Source organism: Pseudarthrobacter sp. NamE5 (assembly GCF_005796225.1).
Lineage (GTDB): Bacteria > Actinomycetota > Actinomycetes > Actinomycetales > Micrococcaceae > Arthrobacter.
In genome coordinates, this window is sequence record NZ_VAHO01000001.1 from 254,678 (window position 1) to 270,317 (window position 15,640).

Here is a 15,640-nt window from a genome sequence, read left to right on the forward strand (position 1 = left end):
CGGCATTCACCCGGCCACCTCGGCTTCGACAGGCTTGGGGATCAGCAGTGAGGCGGCGAACGCTGCCACGGTGAGGGCAAGGCCGACGACCACGACGGTCAGGTAGGAGGCCTTCGCGTCGCCGAGGGATGCCGTCGCCACCAGCACGGCGGGCAGGACCAGGAAGCTCAGTCCGGCACCCAGGTTGAACGCCCCGGCATTCATGCCGGGCAGGAAGCCGGGGTTTCCCGCCGGCGAGAGGACAACGCCGAGTCCGTTGAGCATGATGTTGACCGTACCGGCGTACATGATGCCCAGCAAGACCGTGCCGGCAACCATCATGGGCAGGCTGTCCAGGCCGAAGGCTGCGATGACGGCGAGTGCGGCGACGCTGCCCAGGAGGCCGATCCGCAGCACCTTCGTGTAGCCGAGGACGGGGGCGAGCCTGCCGCTCAGCGGTCCCACCAGCCAGCCGAGCAGGGCGTACGGGGTGAGGATGATCAACGACATTTCGGTGGGGCCCACGCCGAAGCCGTCGGCTGCCTGGACATAGGCGGGAACGATGCCGTTGATCACGGCGAAGATGCCGGTCATGGTCAGGGTGGTGGTCAGCAGCGGCGCCCAGGTGGAGCGCTGGCGCAGGTGCACGATTTCCACCATCGGCTGCGCGGCGCGCTTTTCCGTCCGCCAGAAGGCGGCGAAGGCTACGGCGGACACGGCCACCAGGACGAGGCTCAGCATGAGGGTCCGGGAGGAGAATCCGCCCACCAGCTTGGCCCCTTCATTGAGCGCGGTCAGGAGGGCTCCGACGGCCACGACAATGAAGAACACGCCGGTCCAGTCCATGCGGGTGCCGGCACCCGGCTTGCTCTCGGCGGCCAGGAAGCCAATCAGGGCGGTGGCGACGGCGGCGAAAACCACCATGAGCCAGAAGATGCTGCGGAAGCCGAAGTGCTCGGCAAGGTAGCCGCCCACGAAGGAATCGACGCCTGCCACCCCGCCGTTGACGGCGGTGATGAGGCCCATCAGCGTGCCGTACTTGCGCGGGTTGCTGACCGCGGAGCGCAGCATGATCAGGCAGAGCGGAACGGTGGGGCCGCTGACGCCCTGGATGATGCGCCCCACGAAGAGCCAGGTGACGTCCGGGGCAAGGGCGGCAATCACCGAGCCGGCGCCCATTAGCACCATCATGCCCACGAGGACCTTCTTCCGGCCGATGATGTCGCTTAGGCGGGGCAGGAACAGGGAGAACAGGGCGGCCGCGGTGAAGAACCAGGTCTGGGACAGTCCGATGACGGCCTGGTCGGTCTTCAGTTCCTCACCCATGGTGACCAGGGCGGGGCTGAGCATGGAGGCATTGAGCTGGAAGGCCACGCAGGCTGCCAGCAGGGCGGTCATCAGGGCGGTGACATTGCCCCGGCCGGCCTTGGTTTCAGTAGCGGTGGCAGACATTACTTGACCCCTCCCACGGTGAGGTGGGCACTGTGCCGGCGCTCGACGTCGCCCGCGTTGCCGCTGTTGTTTGTGTCACCGCTGCCCGGCTCGCCGATCCGGACCAGCGCGTCGGTGACGAGGCTCCAGAACTTCTCGTGGTCAAGGTCCACGGCGACGCTGGTGTGGCAGTCCTCCGGTGCGGGGGCGCGGAAGTCGGCCACGGTCATGCCCAGGGTCAGTGCGCCCCGCAGTTCGATGTTGACGGGCACTTTTCGGGTGCTGACGATGCTGGGGTCGATCACGTAGGCCACGGCGCAGGGATCGTGGACCGGCGGATGGTCAAAGCCCTGGGCGTCCTTGTAGGTGTGGGCGAAGAAGTCCATCAGTTCGGTGACGAACTTCGCCGGACCGGTGCCGATTGCGGCGATCTTTTCCACCACGTCCGGGGTGGCGAGCGCCTGGTGTGTCAGGTCCAGGCCCACCATGACCACGGGCCACTTTTCGTTGAAGACGATGTGGGCGGCCTCGGGGTCGATGATGATGTTGAACTCGGCCACGGCGCTCCAGTTGCCCACGTGGTAGCCGCCGCCCATCAGGACCACTTCCTTGACCCGCTCCACAATACGCGGCTCCTTGCGTGCGGCCAGGGCGATGTTGGTGAGGCCGGCGGTGGGAACCAGGGTGACGGTGCCGGGCTCGTGGGCCATCACGGTGTCGATGATGAGGTCGACGGCGTGGCGCGGGTCCAGCCCGATGGTGGACGCGGGCAGGGGCGGACCGTCCATGCCGCTGTCGCCATGGATGTCCGGCGCGGTTTCGATATTGCGGACCAGGGGCCGGGGGCAGCCGGCGGCGAAGGGGACGCCGGTAATGCCGGCAATGGTGCCTACGGCCAGGGCGTTGCGGGTGACTTTTTCGAGGGTCTGGTTGCCCACCACGGTTGTAACTGCCAGCAGATCGATAGTGGGGTTGCCGTGTGCGAGCAGCAGCGCCACGGCGTCGTCGTGCCCGGGGTCGCAGTCCAAAATGATCTTCCTGCGTTCAGCCGGCCGGCTGTTCTTGGGCTGGTGGTTTGGTTCCACGATGGTTCTCCACGTCATTGGGGCCTGCGCGGGGGCAGGGGCTCAGTATTCCGGAAGTGATCTTGGCAGGGTTTTGTGGCCTACGTCAAACGCTTGACGCCGCCTCGGCAGTCTCCCCACGTCAAACGCTTGATGCCTTGCCCTCGCTGGCAGCTCGGGGCGGCGGCTAGGATCGAAGTATGGATTCCGGAGAACAGCTGCAGCACCGGGCACGCCCGCGGCGCGTCACGGCAGCCATGGTTGCTGACCGCGCCGGCGTTTCGGTGGCAACCGTCTCGCTGGTGGCCAACGGCAAGACGGCCGGCCGCGTCTCCGAGGACAACATCTTGCGGGTGCGCGAGGCCATCGCCGAGCTGGGCTATGTGGTGGACAGCATCGGCAGTTCGCTGGCCAGGGGCGTGAGCTCGATTGTGGTCATGGTGGCCCCGGACATCTCCAACCCGTTCTTCGCGAAGGTGATCGCCGGGGTGCGCGAGTCCCTGGGCCCCCAGTACCAGCTCCTGCTGTCAGTGACGGACGCAGGCGAGTTTCCCCAGGCCGACGACGTCCGGCGGCTGATGTCGCTGCGTCCGGCCGGGCTCCTGGTGGACGCACCCAACGCAGGCTTCCTCGAAGACCTTGCGTCGCCGTCACCCCTGGTGCTGCTGGATGCGCCCGGGCTGGAAGCGTATGCACCTTCGGTGAACCTGGACGTGGCAAGCGGCGCGCGCCAGCTGGCCGCGCACCTGGCGGAGGCCGGGCACCGGGAGGCGGCGTACGTGGACAGCGTCACCGGCACCGAAACCTTCGCCCTCCGCCGCCAAGCCTTCCTGGCGGAGGCCGCCGCCCGGGGCCTCAACGTGGGGGCGGACCGCATCATCAGCACCACGGTCGACGTCGGTTCGGCAGCTTCCGCCTTCGCCGGAACGTGGCCTGGGTGGCAGCGCGAGGGGGTGACCGCCGTCGTCTGCTGCACCGATACACATGCCTACGGCGTGCTCCAGGAAGCGCGCGTGGCCGGAGTGAAGATCCCGGACGAACTGGCGGTGGCCGGCTTCGATGACCTCCCCTACTCGGCCACCAGCAACCCCGGCCTCACCAGCGTCCACCTGCCCGCCACCCCGCTTGGCCTGAGGGCCGGTGAACAGCTGCGCCGCCTGATGGAGGGGAAACCGCTGGACAAGACGGCGGTCACGCTGGAGAGCTCACTGGTGGTGCGTGCCTCAACCGCTGCCGCCGCGGAATGAAGGCCCCGCCCGCCGTCGTTCTGTCAGTGCCCGGCCGTAAGCTGGGAGCATGCCGAGTAACTGGGACAGCCTGGACGCGAAGCTCCGCGAGTCCGTGGAGCACAACGTGGAGATCTACGCGCGCGTCCGCCCTGCCCTGAAGCTGGTCACGCGCGATGTCCTGCTGATCCTGCGGGACATGCTCAAGGACACCGAGGTGACGCCGCTGTTCGTCACCGGGCGGACCAAAACGGTGGAATCATTCAAGGAAAAGATTTCCCGGACCGAAGAACCGCTGGAACCGGGAGGACCGCGGCTGCTGAAGTTCCCGGACCCGTTCCGGACCCTGAACGACATGGTGGGCATCCGCGTCATCACCAAGCTGCCGGCCGAAAACGCCGCCGTGGCCAACATCATCAAGCGCCAGCGCCAGCTCTTCGACTGCCGCGGGGACCGGGAAAAAGACATCGGCTCCATCGAGTCCGGCACGTACGGCTACTCCAGCCGGCACCTGATCCTGCGGACCATCCAGAACGAGGCCGTCAAGGAGTACCAGCAGGTCTTCAACCCGGATGCTGTGCCCAACGGCAGCTACTTTTTTGAATGCCAGATCCGCACCATCTTTGCGCATGCCTGGAGCGAGATCGAGCATGACATCCGGTTCAAGGCCGAGGACCCCCGGGCCTGGACGCCGCATTTCGACCGCCAGTTCACGGCCACCGCGGCCATGCTGGAAACAGTGGAGACCGCCTTCGCCGGCCTCCACGAACGCTACGAGGAAGTGCGCAGCTTTTGGGACGCCGACGGCGAAGGAGCAGCACCGCTGACCCCCAACCGTGTGCGGGACGTCTGGCGCACCCTGCTCCCGCATGTAGACCGCAAGGTGGACGATGATTGGGGCTGGGCCGCCGAACTCCTCGCCGCCCACGGCCTCAAGCAGACCATGCAGCTGGCCGGTCTCCTGAGCGCCAACCGCATCACCGAGGTGCGCAAGGCCCTGGATCACCGCTACTCCCCCGGCCCGGACCGGCTACTGGATGACCTGCTGCTGTGGCAGTACGGCACCAAGCACATCGACCTCACCGCGGAACCGGCCGACGCCGTCCCGCACCCCCGGCGCGACAGCCTGATGCGGCGGCTGAAGCAAATCGAGCGGTACCGGCTGACGAAGAAGTAGGGTGCTGGGCGCGCGGCCCTAGACGAGGTTCTCCACCAGCGAGACGTCCCGCACCGCGCCCTTGTCCGCGGACAGGGCCATGGCAGCGTAGGCACGCAGGGCCGGCGATACCTGGCGGTCCCGGTTCTTGGGCCTGTAGCCGCCGTTGACCAGGAGTTTCTCACGGCGCTCGGCGAGGATCTCGTCGGAAACCTGCAGCTGGAGGGAGCGCCCCGTGATGTCGATGCTGATGATGTCGCCGTTTTCCACCAGGGCGATGGTGCCGCCTGAGGCAGCCTCCGGGGAGATGTGCCCGATGGACAGGCCGGAGGTACCGCCGGAGAAGCGGCCGTCCGTGATGAGGGCGCACTTCTTGCCCAGGCCGCGGCCCTTGAGGAACGACGTCGGGTAAAGCATTTCCTGCATGCCTGGACCGCCCCTGGGGCCTTCGTAGCGAATGACCACCACGTCGCCTTCCTTGATGGTCTTGTTCAGGATCTTCTCCACGGCTTCGTCCTGGGACTCGCACACCACGGCCGGGCCTTCGAAGGTCCAGATGGACTCGTCCACACCGGCGGTCTTCACCACGGCGCCGTCGATGGCCACGTTGCCGCGGAGCACGGCCAGTCCGCCGTCCTTGGAGTAGGCATGCTCTACAGAACGGATGCAGCCTTCCGCAGCATCGGTGTCCAGGGAGGTCCACTCGTTCGACTGGGAGAACGCGGTGGAGGAGCGGACGCCGCCGGGAGCGGCGTGCCACAGGGCCTTCGCTTCTTCGGTAGCCTTGCCGCCGCGGATGTCCCAGTCATCCAGCCAGCCGTCAAGGTCGGCGGAGTGCACGGAGTGGACGTCCTTGTGCAGGAGCCCGCCCCGGTTCAGCTCGCCCAGCAGGGCGGGGATGCCGCCGGCTCGGTGCACATCCTCCATGTAGTAGGTCTTGTCCTTCGCGACGTTCGGGGCCACCTTGGCCAGGCAGGGCACCTGGCGGGACTTGGCGTCCATCTCGGCCAGGCCGTAGTCCACGCCCGCCTCCTGGGCAGCGGCCAGCAGGTGCAGGATGGTGTTGGTGGAACCACCCATGGAGATATCCAGGGCCATCGCGTTGTCGAAGGCGTTGGCGGTGGCGATGGAGCGCGGCAGCACGGAGGCGTCGTCGCCGTCGTAATAGCGCTTTACCAGCTCGACGACGGTGGAGCCGGCCTTCTCGTACAGCGCCTTGCGTGCGGTGTGCGTGGCAAGTACCGAGCCGTTGCCCGGCAGGGACAGGCCGATGGCCTCGGTGAGGCAGTTCATGGAGTTGGCGGTGAACATGCCGGAGCAGGAACCGCAGGTGGGGCAGGCGTTCTCTTCGATGAGGTTGATGTCTTCATCGGAGATGGACTCGTCCACGGCGTCGGCAATCGCGTTCACCAGATCCAGGGAGCGCACGGAGCCGTCGGTCAGGGTTACGCGGCCGGCCTCCATGGGGCCGCCGGAAACGAACACGGTGGGGATGTTCAGGCGCAGCGCGGCCATGAGCATGCCGGGGGTGATCTTGTCGCAGTTGGAGATGCAGACCAGGGCGTCGGCGCAGTGCGCGTTGACCATGTACTCCACGGAGTCGGCGATCAGGTCCCGGGACGGAAGAGAGTAGAGCATGCCGGCGTGGCCCATCGCGATGCCGTCGTCCACGGCAATGGTGTTGAACTCGCGCGGCACGGCGCCGGCGGCGAGGATCGCGTCGGAGACAATCCGGCCCACGGGGGCGAGGTGGGTGTGGCCGGGGACGAATTCGGTGAAGGAGTTGGCCACGGCGATGATCGGCTTGCCGATGTCCGTGTTGGCGACGCCGGAGGCGCGCAGCAGTGCGCGGGCGCCGGCCATGTTGCGGCCGTGGGTGACAGTGCGTGAACGAAGAGGAGGCATGATACCGATCCTGCCGCCCCTGCCCGGCCAGCGGAAGACAGTGCTGATACTAGTAGTAGCAGTACCAGAGTACTAGTGTTAGTTGCCGTGAAAGAGGCTGGGGAGAAGCGCAGGGAACTTGGCCTTTTCCTGCGGGCACGCCGCGACCAGGCGCTTCGGTCCGAGTACGGACTGCCGCCGGTGGCGCGCCGCCGTGAACGCGGACTGCGGCGGGAGGAAGTGGCCTTCCTGTCCGGGGTCAGTGTCACCTGGTACACCTGGCTTGAGCAGGGACGGGACATCAGGCCTTCCCGGGAAGTGCTCGAGGCTGTGGCCCGGACACTGCACCTTTCAGAGACCGGCCGCTCCTACGTCCTGTCACTGGGCGGTTATTCGGCGCCTGTGTCGGCCGGTCCGGAGGCTGCCGATGCTCCGGCACATATCCAGCGCCTCCTCGATGCCTTGGGTCCCAACCCGGCCTTCGCCTTGGCCCCGGACTGGAGCGTTATGGGCTGGAACCGGGCCTACGCCGCTCTGTATCCCAACATCGCCAACGTGGCCGCACCAGAGCGGAACCTGCTGTGGCTCGTCTTTACCGACCCCTATGTGAAGGAACTGCTGCCCGACTGGGACGTCACCAGCAGGAGGTTCCTGGCCGAGTTCCGGGCAGAAGCCGGGCAGCGGCTGGGCGATCCGGACTTGTCGTACCAGGTGGAGCGGCTCAAGGAAACGAGCGCAGAGTTCAAGGAAGGCTGGGACCGGTACGACATCCTGGGCTTCGAATCCCGGGAACGGTTGTTCCGCCACCCCTCGGTGGGCGTCCTGAGGCTTGAGCACCACCAGGTCTCACCCTCCGACCGCCCCGACCTGCATATCGTGATCTACACACCCGTTCAGGACAGTGACGCCGCGCAGCAAATCCAGCTGCTGCTTGCTGCCGGCAGTTAGCCCCGCACGGGCTCGAGGTTGAAGTAGGAGCGGGCGTCCGGCGGGCGGATGTCGGCGACGGCGTCTGTGAAGATCCGCATGGGATGGGCCGTGAATGGGTGCTCGGCCATCGCGTCAAAATCGAGCTCGATGCCCAGGCCTGGACCTTGAGGGATGAGCACCTCGCCGTCCTCCGTCAGCTGGAGGCGCTCGTTCGAAATTGCGCTGCGCCACGGCACGTCGGTGGCCATGATTTCGAGATACCGGAAGTTGGGCAGCGCGGCGCCAAGCTGCAAGGTTGCGGCAGTACTAAGGGGGCCGCTGGGGTTGTGGGGTGCGAACGGAATGTAGTGGGCGGCTGCCAGCGTGGAGATGAAGGACAGTTCCAGCAGGCCGCCGGCGTGGGTGACGTCCGGCTGGATGTAGTCAACGGCGTTCCTGGCGAGGACGGGGACGAAAGTGCTCCGCCCGAACCACCGCTCCCCCGCCGCAATCGGCACGGGAGACTTGGAGCGGACCTCGATCAGCGCGTCGATGCCGTCCGGAGGGCACGGCTCTTCGAAGAACACCGGCTGGAACTGTTCAAGTTCCCGGGCCACACGGATGGCAGTGGGGACGTCGAACCTGCCGTGCCCTTCGATGAACAGCTCCACATCATCACCAACAGCGTCCCGGACGGCGGCAACAGGCTCGAGCATTCGACGAAGGTCGCGCGGCCCGAGCGTAAGATCCGCCGCTTCAAAAGGGTCCCACTTGAGTCCGCGGAAACCTTGGGCAACCGTCTGCACAGCGGCCTCGGCAAAGTCCTCAGGGGATGTGGCCCCTGAGAACCAGCCGTTGGCGTAGGCGCGGACCCTGTCCCGGACCTGCCCGCCCAGCATGCGGTGGACCGGCACACCGAGGGCTCGTGCGGACACATCCCACATCGCCATTTCAAGGGAGCTGAGCGCTGTCATCGTCACAGGCCCACCGCGCCAGTAGGCATCGCGGTTGAGTTCGTAAATGGTCTGGGAAATGCGCGTGGGGTCCTTGCCGCGCACGGCGTCGGCAAGGATCGCGACGGCGCCGAGGACGGCGTGTTCCTGCCCCTCAAGGGTTGCCTCGGCGACGCCGGTGATGCCGGCATCGGTGTTCAGTCGGACGAAGATGAGGTTTGTCCGGTAGAAGTCGACGACGACGGTGTCGAGACTGGTGATTTTCATCGTTGCGGCTTCATTCCTGCTCAGCGGTTGCGGGAGCGGCGGTGGAGTCGCGGACGATGAGGTGGGTGGCAAGTTCCACCCGGTGGGAATCGGGGAATTCGCCGTCGGCCTGGCGCAGCACCGATCGCAGCGCCGCCCGCCCCATCTCCTCCAGCGGCTGGGCTACGGAGCTGAGCGAAGGGATGGATTCGGCGCCCTGCTTGGTGCCGTCAAAGCCGATGAGGCTGATGTCCTCAGGAACCTTGACACCGTGGCGGCCCGCTTCGCTGAGGACGCCCAGTGCAATGGTGTCGCTGCCTGCAAAAATCGCTGTAGGGAGCTGGTCGAGCTTGAGCAGCTCCTGGAACCCTTCAACACCGCTCTCCCGCCTGAACCTGCCGCCCGAAACGATGTACCGCGGATCCACCGTGACACCGCGGGCCATCAGGGCCGCCATGTAGCCATGCAGCCGCGCCTGGTTGCACTCGGCGTTCTCGATTCCGCCGATGTAGGCGATACGGCGGTGCCCCAGGTCCAGCAGGTGTTCCGTGGCGGCCTTCCCACCGGCCCAGTTGGTGGCTCCCACGCTGACCACATCAGCCGAGGGCGGGTTGAGCGGATCGATGACGACGACGGGAATCTTGCGGCGCCGGAACGCTTGCAGCTGCGCCTCGCTGAAAGCGGAAGTAACGACGATCATCCCTGCCCTGCCCTCGTCCAGCATGCGCTGGGCGCGCCGCTCCGGGCTGGGCAGGCTGGGGTTTCCACGGCCGGTGACGCTGACCAGGATCTCCACGTCGGCGCCCGCTGCAAACTGCAGTATCCCGTTGAGGACCTCAATCATGTAGGCCGAGTCGAGCACGTCGATTACCACTTCAACAACGGTGCCGGTATCCGCCGTCGGCCGCCGCAGCTGTGGTGACTGGTAGCCGGACTGCTCCAGCGCGGCCAGGATGCGGGCCCGGGTCTCGGGGGCAACATCGTCCCTGCCGTTCACCACCTTGGAAACTGTGGGCGCCGAGACGCCGGCCTGGCGCGCCACCGAGGCGAGCGTGGGCTTGGTCCGATGTGGCGTTTTGGTTGTCATTGGCGATCGCAATCTTTCGAATCTTTCGGAAATCTCATTCTGTACACGCCTGCTTCAAGCGTCAAGAGGGGTCCGTTCGGCCGAAAGGTTGACCAAAAATTGTGCCAGCTTCCTCTTGACTGGGGCGGATAAAGGGGCTTTAGTTTAGAGAGTGATCTAAACCACAGGTTCGAAACATTTCGAAAAGTGGAGCGGAGCCACGGCTCCGATACTTGCAAAGAAGCAAATTCCAGATGGAGAAGCAATGAAGCAGCCCCAGACCTCCCGCCGCTCTTTCCTCGCACTTGCCGCCCTCACCCCCTTCGCCGTAGCGGCCACCAGTGCCTGCGGGACATCCGGACCGGGTACGGCCAGTGGCGGCGGGGGCGCCAGCATGTGGTACCTCTCCGGCGAGCCGAACCAGACCACCATGCAGAAGGCCGTGGACACCTTCAATTCGGCAAACCCGGACAACAAGATCGCGGTGACGTACTTCCAGAACGACGCGTACAAGACCAAGATCAAGACCGCCATCGGCGCCGGCCAGGCCCCCACCATTATCTACGGCTGGGGCGGCGGCACCTTGAAGACCTACGCCGAGGCAAACCAGGTGGAGGACCTCACCAGCTGGTTTGAGGAGAACAAGGACCTGAAGGAAAAGTTCTTCCCCTCCTCCTTCGGCGCAGCAACCGTGGACGGGAAGATTTACGCACTGCCCAACCAGTACGTCGCCCCCATTGTCCTGTTCTACAACAAGGAACTGTTCGAAAAGGCCGGCGCACAGCCGCCCAAGACCTGGGACGATGTCATGTCGCTGGTCAAGACCTTCAACGACATGGGCGTGGCCCCCTTCTCACTCGGCGGCCAGTCACGCTGGACCTCCATGATGTGGCTTGAATACCTGCTGGACCGCATCGGCGGCCACGAGGTCTTTAACGCCATCTTCGAAGGCAAGCCGGATGCCTGGCTGGACCCGGCCGTCATCGAGACCGGCACCAAGATCCAGGAACTGGTCTCGGCAGAAGGCTTCATCAAGGGCTTTTCCTCGATTGCCGCCGACTCCAACGCGGACCAGGCCCTGCTCTTCACGGGCAAGGCAGCCATGATGCTTCACGGCTCCTGGACCTACGGCGCCATGAAGAAGGGCGGCCAGAACTTCGTCCAGAGCGGAAAACTGGGCTTCGTCCACTTCCCCACCGTTGCCGGCGGCAAGGGCGACCCCAAGAACGGGGTAGGAAACCCTGCCCAGTACATGTCGATCTCCTCCAAGGCCACGGACCAGGAGAAGGAGTCTGCGAAGAAGTTCTTCAAGGACGGGATCCTGACCGAGACGGTCATTGACACCTACATCGCCTCCGGGTCCGTTCCCATCGTCAACGGCATCGAGGACAAGCTGGACACGTCCGAGGACAAGGACTTCCTGAACTTCGTCTACGACCTGGCCAAGAACGCACCGAACTTCCAGCAGTCCTGGGACCAGGCGCTGAGCCCCACCGCAGCCGAGGCCCTGCTGAACAACATCGACCAGCTGTTCCTGAAGTCGATCACGCCGCAGCAGTTCGCCGAGAACATGAATGCCACCCTCGGAAAATGAGTAACACCGTCTCCACTTCGCCCCGCACTGCTGTCACCAGGGGCGAATCCCTACAGACTGAAAAGCGCAAGGCCGCGCTTGCGTGGCTGACCGTGCCTGCCTTGTTCTTCTTCCTGGTCTTCGCCGTGGTGCCGCTGGCAGGGGTATTCATCCTCAGCTTCGCCAACTGGGACGGCATCGGCTCCATCGGGGTGGCAGGAATGGACAACTGGCTCGCCGTCCTCGCGGACCCGGGGCTGTACAACGCCCTGGGGCTGACCTTCCTGATTATGATCGCCTCCTGGCTCGTCCAGACTCCGATCAGCCTCCTCCTGGGGGTCTTTACCGCAGGAAGCCAGCGGTACCGGGCCGCCCTGGCGGTGCTGTACTTCCTGCCCCTGCTGCTCTCCTCGGCTGCGGTAGCCATTGCCTTCAAGGCGCTGCTGGATCCGAACTTCGGCCTTGCCACCGGCCTTGGACTGCCGTTCCTGGCACAGGACTGGCTGGGGGTTCCGCACCTCGCCCTGGGCCTGGTCATCTTTGTGATCGCCTGGCAGTTCGTGCCGTTCCATACGCTGATTTACCAAGGCGGCGTGCGGCAAATCCCGAAGTCCCTGTACGAGGCGGCGGAGATCGACGGCGCGGGTACCATCAAGCAGTTCTTCCACATCACCCTGCCCCAGTTGAAGTACACCATCATCACCTCGTCCACGCTGATGGTGGTGGGGTCGCTGACGTACTTCGACCTGATCTTCGTCCTCACCGGCGGCGGACCGGGCAACTCCACCCGGATCCTGGCCCTGGACATGTACCTGCGGGGCTTCCGGGCCAACCTGATGGGCCCGGCGAGCGTCATCGCCGTCATTCTCGTAGTCATCGGCCTTGCCCTTGCCTTGCTCCTCCAGCGCCTTGGAGGCAAGGACAAGCACGGCAGCCAGTTGGAAGGTCTGTAGCGTGAGTACCGTCTTGAACACCAACACGGAGGAAGCCAGGGCCGGCTCCCCCACCAGCTCAGCAGCCCGCACGCGGGGCTTCGGGTCCCGGCTGCGGCGGCTCAACATCCCTGCAGGGATGGGCGGCTGGCTCTGGCTGGCCATCATCATCATCCCGGTGTACTACGTGGTGATCACCAGCCTGAAGACCCAGGAAGGCTATTTCGGCCAGAACCCGCTGGCGCTTCCCACCTCGCCCACGCTGGAGAATTACCAGCTGGTTATTGAGGCGAATTTCGCCAGGTACTTCATGAACAGTGCCATCGTCACCATCGGTGCTGTCGCCCCGGCAGTGTTGATTTCCTTCATGGCCTCCTTCGCCATCGTCCGGGGCAGCGGCAGGTTCCTCAAACTGGTCAACGGGATGTTCCTGATGGGCCTGGCGATCCCGCTCCAGGCGACGATCATCCCGATCTATCTGATGATCATCCGGCTAAACCTGTACGACAGCCTGCTGGCACTGATCCTGCCGTCCATTGCCTTTGCCATCCCGCTGACGGTGCTGATCCTGTCCAACTTCATCCGCGACGTGCCGAACGAACTGTTCGAGTCCATGCGGCTGGACGGCTGCAGCGAGTGGCAGATCATGTGGCGGCTGGCCCTCCCGCTGACCCGTCCGGCCATCGTGACGGTCGCCATCTACAACGGCCTGCACGTCTGGAACGGGTTCCTGCTTCCGCTGGTCCTCACCCAGAGCCCCGACCTGCGCGTCCTGCCCCTGGCTTTGTGGACCTTCCAGGGCGAGTACAGCGTCAACATCCCGGCCGTTCTCGCCTCGGTGATGCTGAGCACGCTGCCCATCCTGGTGCTCTACGTCGTCGGCCGCCGCCAGCTGCTCAGCGGCCTCACCGCCGGCTTCAGCAAATAGAAAGGACAATCATATGACCACCGCAAAGCCCCTGCGGGTTGGCATGGTGGGCTATGCCTTCATGGGTGCAGCCCACTCCCACGCCTGGCGCACGGCGCCCCGGTTCTTCGACCTGCCGCTGCAGCCGGAACTCACCGCCGTCGCTGGCAGGAACGCCGAGGGCGTACGCGCCGCAGCAGACAAGCTGGGCTGGGAGTCAGTCGAGACGGACTGGCGCCGCCTGATCGAGCGGGACGACATCGACCTCATCGACATCTGCACGCCGGGCGACACCCATGCCGAGATCGCCATCGCAGCCCTTGAAGCCGGCAAGCACGTTTTGTGCGAAAAGCCGCTGGCGAACACTGTGGCGGAAGCGGAGAGGATGACACTGGCCGCGGAGACCGCCGCCAAGCAGGGGATCATGTCAATGTGCGGCTTCAGCTACCGCCGGACCCCTGCCCTGGCATTGGCCAAGCGGTTCGTGGAACAGGGCCGGCTCGGCGACATCCGCCACGTCCGGGCCCAGTATCTGCAGGACTGGCTGTCGGACGCAGACGCCCCCATGACCTGGCGGCTGGACAAGAGCAAGTCCGGGTCCGGGTCGCTGGGAGACATCGGAGCGCACAGCATCGATGCGGCTCAGTGGGTTACGGGCCAGAACATCAGCGGCGTGTCCGCGCTGCTTGAAACGTTTGTTACGGAGCGTCCGCTTGCCGGCGAAATGGTGGGCCTTGGCGGCCACGGTGACATCAGCAGCGACACGCCCCGGGGACCCGTCACCGTTGACGACGCGGCGATCTTCAGCGCAAAGTTCGACGGCGGCGCTGGCGCCACGGGCACGATAGGCGTCTTTGAAGCAACGCGCTACGCGCTGGGCCGGAAGAACGCGATGCGCCTGGAGGTCAACGGAACCAAGGGCTCCCTCACCTTCGACTTTGAGGACATGAACGTCCTGAACTTCTACGACGCCGCTGAATCCCCCGACGCCGGCTTCCGCCGGATCTTCGTCACCGAGCCGGAGCACCCCTACGTGGGGAACTGGTGGCCCACGGGCCACGGACTGGGCTACGAGCATGGCTTCACGCACCAGGTGGTAGACCTCGTCGGCGCCATCGGTGAAGGCCGGCAGCCTGAACCGTCCTTTGCGGACGCACTGCAGGTCCAGCGGGTCCTCGCCGCGGTGGAGTCCAGTGCCGCGAACTCCAGCCAGTGGCAGAAGGTCTGACGTGAGTACAGGAGAAGGAACACCCATGACACGACCCATCACGCTTTTCACCGGCCAGTGGGCCGACCTGCCCTTCGAGGAAGTGGCCCGGCTCGCCGGCGAGTGGGGCTTCGATGGACTGGAAATCGCCTGCTGGGGTGACCACCTGGACCCGCACCGGGCAGCCGAGGACGACAACTACCTCCAGGGCAGGCTGGACATCCTCGAGAAAAACAACCTGAAGGTTTACGCGATCGCCAACCACCTCACCGGGCAGGCAGTGTGCGACGACCCCATTGACGAACGCCACCAGGGCATCCTGTCCCCGGAAATCTGGGGCGACGGAGACCCCGAAGGAGTACGCCGCCGGGCCGCGGAGTCGATGAAGGACACCGCCCGGGCAGCTGCCCGGCTGGGGGTTAAGACGGTGACCGGATTCACCGGCTCCGCCATCTGGAAAGCCGTAGCCATGTTCCCGCCCGCCTCCCAGGCAATGATCGACGCCGGCTACCAGGACTTCGCGGACCGCTGGAACCCGATTTTGGACGTCTTCGAGGAGGAGGGTGTCCGCTTCGCACTGGAGGTCCACCCGTCCGAAATCGCGTACGACTACTGGACCGCGAAGCGCACCCTGGAGGCCATCGGCCACCGGAAGAGCTTCGGGCTGAACTTTGACCCGTCCCACTTCATCTGGCAGGACCTGGATCCGGTGATGTTCCTGCAGGACTTCGCGGAACACATCCTCCATGTCCACGTGAAGGAATCCGTCCGGCAGCTCGACGGCCGCAACGGGCGGCTGGGCTCCCACCTCGCTTGGGCGGATCCGCGCCGCGGCTGGGACTTTGTCACCGCCGGGCACGGCGATGTGCAGTGGAACCGGATCTTCCGGACCCTGAACGCCATCGGCTACAGCGGCCCCACCAGCATCGAGTGGGAAGACGCCGGCATGGACCGCCTCATCGGTGCACCGCAGGCACTGGCTATGGTGCAGGAACTCGCCCGAATCGCCCCGCCTGCAGCTGCCTTTGATGCCGCCTTTGCCAGCCGCTGACCCGGACCACCCGCTTCACCGGCACATCTTCGCCGGTCCTCAAACAAAGGAATCCC

General features: G+C 65.4%; 13 protein-coding genes. 8 read left to right on the top strand and 5 right to left on the bottom strand.

Features of this window, described 5'->3' with window-relative positions; all coding sequences use genetic code 11:
• Window positions 1-6 precede the first annotated feature (6 nt).
• Window positions 7-1,431 carry a uridine transporter UriT gene (locus FDW84_RS02400; RefSeq protein ID WP_138606190.1) on the bottom strand — a complete coding sequence of 475 codons (1,425 nt, stop codon included), beginning with the start codon at window positions 1,429-1,431 and terminating at the stop codon, window positions 7-9.
• Window positions 1,431-2,513, bottom strand: a complete 1,083-nt coding sequence (locus FDW84_RS02405) for a uridine-preferring nucleoside hydrolase UriH (protein ID WP_138606191.1) — start codon at window positions 2,511-2,513, stop codon at window positions 1,431-1,433. The genes FDW84_RS02400 and FDW84_RS02405 overlap by 1 nt, the downstream gene beginning before the upstream one ends.
• A 218-nt stretch (window positions 2,514-2,731) precedes the next feature.
• Here FDW84_RS02405 and FDW84_RS02410 point away from each other — a divergent pair, with 218 nt between their 5' ends.
• Together FDW84_RS02410 and FDW84_RS02415 are read left to right on the top strand one after the other, a co-directional pair.
• Window positions 2,732-3,721: a LacI family DNA-binding transcriptional regulator gene (locus tag FDW84_RS02410; protein WP_371419125.1), complete on the top strand. Its 990-nt coding sequence runs from the start codon at window positions 2,732-2,734 to the stop codon at window positions 3,719-3,721.
• A gap of 49 nt (window positions 3,722-3,770) precedes the next feature.
• On the top strand, window positions 3,771-4,877 hold the full coding sequence (locus tag FDW84_RS02415) for a GTP pyrophosphokinase (protein ID WP_138606195.1): 1,107 nt from the start codon (window positions 3,771-3,773) through the stop codon (window positions 4,875-4,877).
• An 18-nt stretch (window positions 4,878-4,895) separates the two neighbouring features.
• On the opposite strand, the gene ilvD is transcribed toward FDW84_RS02415, so the two are convergent.
• Window positions 4,896-6,761: a dihydroxy-acid dehydratase gene (gene ilvD / locus FDW84_RS02420; protein WP_138606197.1), complete on the bottom strand. Its 1,866-nt coding sequence runs from the start codon at window positions 6,759-6,761 to the stop codon at window positions 4,896-4,898.
• An 87-nt stretch (window positions 6,762-6,848) separates the two neighbouring features.
• Here ilvD and FDW84_RS02425 point away from each other — a divergent pair, with 87 nt between their 5' ends.
• A complete protein-coding gene (locus FDW84_RS02425) occupies window positions 6,849-7,688 on the top strand; it encodes a helix-turn-helix transcriptional regulator (protein ID WP_171046613.1) in 840 nt (279 codons plus the stop codon).
• Here the strand turns inward: FDW84_RS02425 and FDW84_RS02430 are convergent.
• Complete coding sequence (locus tag FDW84_RS02430) at window positions 7,685-8,869, bottom strand: mandelate racemase/muconate lactonizing enzyme family protein (protein ID WP_138606202.1); 1,185 nt, start codon at window positions 8,867-8,869, stop codon at window positions 7,685-7,687. The genes FDW84_RS02425 and FDW84_RS02430 overlap by 4 nt on opposite strands.
• A 10-nt stretch (window positions 8,870-8,879) precedes the next feature.
• Complete coding sequence (locus FDW84_RS02435) at window positions 8,880-9,935, bottom strand: LacI family DNA-binding transcriptional regulator (RefSeq protein WP_138606204.1); 1,056 nt, start codon at window positions 9,933-9,935, stop codon at window positions 8,880-8,882.
• A 244-nt stretch (window positions 9,936-10,179) separates the two neighbouring features.
• On the opposite strand from FDW84_RS02435, the gene FDW84_RS02440 reads away from it, so the two are divergent.
• The 5 genes from FDW84_RS02440 to FDW84_RS02460 are packed head-to-tail and all read left to right on the top strand — an operon-like array spanning window position 10,180 to window position 15,584.
• Window positions 10,180-11,508 carry an extracellular solute-binding protein gene (locus FDW84_RS02440; protein ID WP_138606206.1) on the top strand — a complete coding sequence of 443 codons (1,329 nt, stop codon included), beginning with the start codon at window positions 10,180-10,182 and terminating at the stop codon, window positions 11,506-11,508.
• Window positions 11,505-12,440: a carbohydrate ABC transporter permease gene (locus FDW84_RS02445; protein WP_138606208.1), complete on the top strand. Its 936-nt coding sequence runs from the start codon at window positions 11,505-11,507 to the stop codon at window positions 12,438-12,440. Before FDW84_RS02440 ends, FDW84_RS02445 begins: the two co-directional genes overlap by 4 nt.
• Before the next feature lies 1 nt (window position 12,441).
• Window positions 12,442-13,347 carry a carbohydrate ABC transporter permease gene (locus tag FDW84_RS02450; RefSeq protein WP_138606210.1) on the top strand — a complete coding sequence of 302 codons (906 nt, stop codon included), beginning with the start codon at window positions 12,442-12,444 and terminating at the stop codon, window positions 13,345-13,347.
• A gap of 13 nt (window positions 13,348-13,360) precedes the next feature.
• Window positions 13,361-14,554: a Gfo/Idh/MocA family protein gene (locus FDW84_RS02455; protein ID WP_138606212.1), complete on the top strand. Its 1,194-nt coding sequence runs from the start codon at window positions 13,361-13,363 to the stop codon at window positions 14,552-14,554.
• Window positions 14,555-14,579: 25 nt separating this feature from the next.
• Window positions 14,580-15,584 (top strand): sugar phosphate isomerase/epimerase family protein, encoded by a 1,005-nt coding sequence (locus FDW84_RS02460; RefSeq protein ID WP_138606214.1) that lies wholly within the window; start codon window positions 14,580-14,582, stop codon window positions 15,582-15,584.
• Window positions 15,585-15,640 lie beyond the last annotated feature (56 nt).